Source organism: Bradyrhizobium sp. (genome assembly GCF_036735945.1).
GTDB lineage: Bacteria > Pseudomonadota > Alphaproteobacteria > Rhizobiales > Xanthobacteraceae > Bradyrhizobium.
Genome location: NZ_DAINNI010000220.1, coordinates 1 through 4296 on the forward strand (window position 1 = coordinate 1; position 4296 = coordinate 4296).

At 64.1% G+C, this 4296-nt stretch carries 4 protein-coding genes; 1 reads left to right on the top strand and 3 read right to left on the bottom strand.

All coding sequences use genetic code 11. The annotated features are described in order from the left end of the window. Nucleotides 1–69: 69 nt before the first annotated feature. From V7E26_RS29415 to V7E26_RS29425, 3 genes are all read right to left on the bottom strand, one after another. A complete protein-coding gene (locus V7E26_RS29415; protein ID WP_324422894.1) occupies nucleotides 70–1425 on the bottom strand; it encodes an NRAMP family divalent metal transporter in 1356 nt (451 codons plus the stop codon). 93 nt (nucleotides 1426–1518) lie between these two features. Further along, nucleotides 1519–2298 carry an MBL fold metallo-hydrolase gene (locus V7E26_RS29420; protein ID WP_324422895.1) on the bottom strand — a complete coding sequence of 260 codons (780 nt, stop codon included), beginning with the start codon at nucleotides 2296–2298 and terminating at the stop codon, nucleotides 1519–1521. Further along, nucleotides 2295–3224: a DMT family transporter gene (locus tag V7E26_RS29425; RefSeq protein WP_324422896.1), complete on the bottom strand. Its 930-nt coding sequence runs from the start codon at nucleotides 3222–3224 to the stop codon at nucleotides 2295–2297. Before V7E26_RS29425 ends, V7E26_RS29420 begins: the two co-directional genes overlap by 4 nt. 96 nt (nucleotides 3225–3320) lie before the next feature. On the opposite strand from V7E26_RS29425, the gene V7E26_RS29430 reads away from it, so the two are divergent. Then, a complete protein-coding gene (locus V7E26_RS29430) occupies nucleotides 3321–4184 on the top strand; it encodes a LysR family transcriptional regulator (RefSeq protein ID WP_324422897.1) in 864 nt (287 codons plus the stop codon). The last annotated feature ends 112 nt before the right edge of the window (nucleotides 4185–4296 follow it).

Sequence of the window (4296 nt, forward strand, 5' to 3'; positions counted from 1 at the left end):
ATGTAAAATTCTCCGGGCGAGAGCGAAACATTCTCCCCCTCTCAGGATGAGGTCAGTATGTGTCGCGCGCTATTTCCCGGCGAAAAACCCCACACCCATCGCGACGACGCTGAGCAGCATCGCGATCGTCGACAGCCAGCCCAGCCAATAGAGCGCGCCGCCGACGACAAAGCGTCCCATCACGTCTTTCCGACGGGCCATGAACATCAACAGCACCATCACGGGAACGGCGAGCACGCCGTTGATGACGGCGCTCCAGTACAGCGCCGAGATCGGGTTGATCGGCGTGAAATTCAGCGCAATGCCGATGCCCGCCGACAGCGCCAGCACGGCGTAGAAGGCGGCTGCTTCCTTCGGCTTGCGGGCAAGGCCGACCGGCCAGCGCCGCCCCTCGCCGACCGCATAGGCGGTGGCGCCGGCCAGAACCGGGATCGCCAACAATCCGGTGCCGACGATGCCGAGCGCGAAGATCGCTTCGGCGAGCGCGCCGGCAATCGGACGCAGCGCTTCGGCGGCTTCGGCCGAGTTCTGGATGTCGGTCTTGCCGGCGGCGTGCAGCGTCGCAGCCGCGGTGACGATGATCGACAGCGCGATCAGGTTGGAGAACGCCATGCCGACGATGGTATCGGCCCGGATGCGATGAAATTCCCTGCGCGCGCCGTAGTGCTTCTCGACCAAGGGACGCTTGGTCGCATCGACGCGCTGGTCCTCGGCCTCCTGCGAAGCCTGCCAGAAGAACAGATAGGGCGAGATCGTGGTGCCGAAAATCGCGACGATGGTGGTGAAATAGTCCGCGCTCCAGTTCACGCGCGGCAACAGGATGCCGGTGAGCGCGTCACCCCATGACACCTTGGCAAAGGCGAGCGCCGCGACATAGGCAAACAGGCTGAGCGTCAGCCATTTCAGCACCGCTACGTAGCGCTTGTAATCAAGGAAGATCTGCGCGCCGACCGAAATGAGGCCGAACAGCAAGACATAGATGATGCTGTGGCCGCCGATCAGGAGCCTGGCCGCGTCAGCCATGGCGCCGAGATCGGCGCCGATGTTGATCGTATTGGCGACGAACAGCAGCCCCACCACGACGTTCAGCAACCAGGTCGGGTAGTGCCGGCACACATTGCCTGAAATGCCGTGGCCGGTGACGCGGCCGACCCGCGCCGAGATTTCCTGGATTGCCGCCATCAGGGGAAACGTGAGCAGCATCGTCCAGCCGATGCCATAACCGAACTGCGCGCCGGCCTGGCTGTAGGTGCCGATCCCCGACGGATCGTCGTCAGCCGCGCCGGTGATCAGGCCGGGGCCGAGCGCCTTGAGCGTATCGCGGAAGCTGAACGCCCGCTGCGGTTGGCTCCTGGCGGCCTGTTTCGGATGATTGGAGGCCCTGTCAGCAAGATGTTTGGAATTTGATTTAGCGCGATTTGTCATGCCCGATCCAGCCGCACCGGCAACGACCCCAAAGGGATTCGGTTCCTGGACTGGAACCTACCTGACGGACGATGCGCCGGATATAGCAGGCGCTCACGCGGGATGCAGCGCCGAGATGACGGTCGCAACGCCCGGCTCCAGAATCCGCAATCGCGATCCGAAGCCCAGCGTGTCGAAGGTGGCGCGCAGGTCGTTCGCGTTCTGGCGAAAATGTTTCCATCCGTCGGTGTGCACCGGCACGATCACGGCGTCCGGAAATGCACGCGCAGTCTCGATCGTGTCGTTGGTATCCATCGTGAGATGAAACGGTCCGCGGGTTTGCGCGGCACCGGCGAAAGGAAGCACTACGCCGCATTTGAAACGTCTTGCCACTTCCGCGACGCCATCGAACCAGGTGGTGTCGCCACTGATGTAGACCGGGCGGCTGCCCGCCTTGCTCGATTGCACGACGAAGCCGATGACATCGCCTGACAGCGGCTCGATGCCGGCCGGCCCGTGACGGGCGGGCGTTGCGGTGATGGTCAGCGATTGGCCGTCCTTCTTCAAATCGGTCGATCCCCAGGGCGCAAAGCCCTCGGTGTTGCCGCCGAGCCGTTTGGCTCCTGCCTCCGTTGTCAGCACCCGCTTCGCCTCCTTCAGAAAGTCGCGGCCCGAATGGTCGAGATTGTCCGAGTGCTGGTCGTGGCTCAGCAGCACCGCATCGATTGCGCCGACATCGCGCACGCTCATCGCCGGTCCGGTCAACTTCTCCAGCTTGACATGCGGTAGCTGATAGTCGCCGGGGCCGTCGAAGGTCGGGTCGGTGAGGAGACGGAAGCCGTCGATCTCAATCAGCGCCGTCGGGCCGCCGATCAGGGTGATGGATAGGCTCATGTCGCGCTCCTCTTGATCGACGCTGCCGCCGCGGGACGGGTCACCAGGTAAATGCCGAGAGCCACCGGGACGATGCCGAGCAGATCGCGAAACTCGACCTGTTCGCCAAGTACGAGAAACGCGAACAACATGCCAAGCGGCGGCATCAGGAAATGATAGGCGCTCGCGGCCGTCGCACCACACACTTTCAGGAGATGAAACCAGAGCAGGTAAGCCAGGATCGAGCCGCCGAGCACCAGGAACGCGAAGGCGCCGGCGAGCCGGGCGCTCGGCACGATGTCGCTGACGCTGGACAGCGTGAACGCAAACGGCATGACGGCGAGACCACCCGCGATGTTCTGGACACCGTTGCCGATCCACAGCGAGCCCTTTGGCGCCAGCACCTTGAACAGGATGGTGCCAACGACGATCGACGCCAATGAGGCCAGCGTGAACAGGATGCCGTGCCAGTCATCCGTGCCGACCGCCAGGCGATGCCAGACGATGAAGGTCACACCGGCGATGCCGAGCAGCAGCCCCGTCACCTTGCGCAAGGTCATGGCTTCGCCGAGGAACAGCGCCGCCAGCATCGCGGTGAAAACCGGATTTGCCGACACGATCAGGCCGCCGAGACCGGCGGAGACCGTCTTCAGCCCGGTGTAGCCGAGGCCGAGATAGAGCGCATTGTTGGCGACGCCGAGCACGGCGAACACGGCGGCGTCGCGCCAGGACAAATCCCATTGTTCGCTGCGCAGCGCGGAAATGCCGAGGATCAGGATGCCGGCCAGCGAGAAGCGCGCGGCGAGCAGGATCAGCGGCGGACAATCGGTGACGCCGATCTTGCCGGCGACGAAGGCAAAGCTCCAGAGCAGGCAGAACAGCGCGATTGTGAGCGGGAGCGTGTTGAAGGTCGTACGGGAAACCGCGACCGAGGGCGCGAGCGACATGGGAAATCTCCTCTGCCACGATGTAAGGCCGCACCTTGATATTTGGAAATTAAATGATAAAATTATATCCAGTGGATTTATAAATGGAGCATTCACATGCTCGATCTGGAGCTGCTGCGCAGCTTCGTCTCCGTCGTCGATGCCGGCGGCTTCACCCGGGCCGGCGAGCGCGTCCACCGCACGCAATCGACGGTGAGTCAGCAGATCAAGCGGCTGGAAGACGATGTTGGCCAGCCGCTGCTCAACCGCAACGGCAAGGACGTGACGCCGACGGAGGCCGGCGAACGGCTGCTGTCCTATGCGCGGCGGCTGTTGGCGCTTGCCGAAGAGGCGCGCGACGTGGTGGCGCGCCCCGAAAGCGAGGGTGCGGTCAGGCTGGGCATCCCCGAGGACTTTGCCGCCTATCGGCTCGCCAAATTGCTGGCGACCTTTGCGCGCTCGCGGCCCGGCCTGCGGCTCGATGTACGCGCCGACCAGAGCACGTATCTCAGGCGCGACATCGAGCGCGGCGATCTCGACCTCGCGCTGCTCAAGCGCGACGCCGGCGACAAGGGCGCGATCGCCGTGTGGCCCGAGAAGGTGCATTGGGTCACCAGCAAGAGCCATCCGCTCGATATCAGCACGGGATCCGTGCCGCTGATCGGCTTTCCCGCCGGCTGTCTTTATCGCGCGCGCGCCATCCATGCGCTGGAGACCGCCGGGCGCTCCTGGCACATGGCCTATACGAGTTCAGGCCTCGCCGGCATCCAGGCTGCGGTGGCTGCGGGACTGGGCCTGAGCATTCTGTCTGACATCGCGATCCAGCCCGGTCATCGCATGCTGACAGCGAAGGATGGCTTCGCGCCGATCGAGAAGACGGAGATCGCATTGATGGCGTCGCCCGACGCCAGCCCGGCGACATTGCGGCTGGCGGACCGTCTCGCCGAGTTCTGCGACAGTGTGGAAGCGAAGGCGGCGTAGGCCAGTTCCTCATGGTGAGGAGCGCGAAGCGCGTCTCGAACCACGAGGCCCGTGGCACATCCTTCGAGACGCCGCTACGCGGCTCCTCAGAGTGTGAGAATCTTTCGGCAAC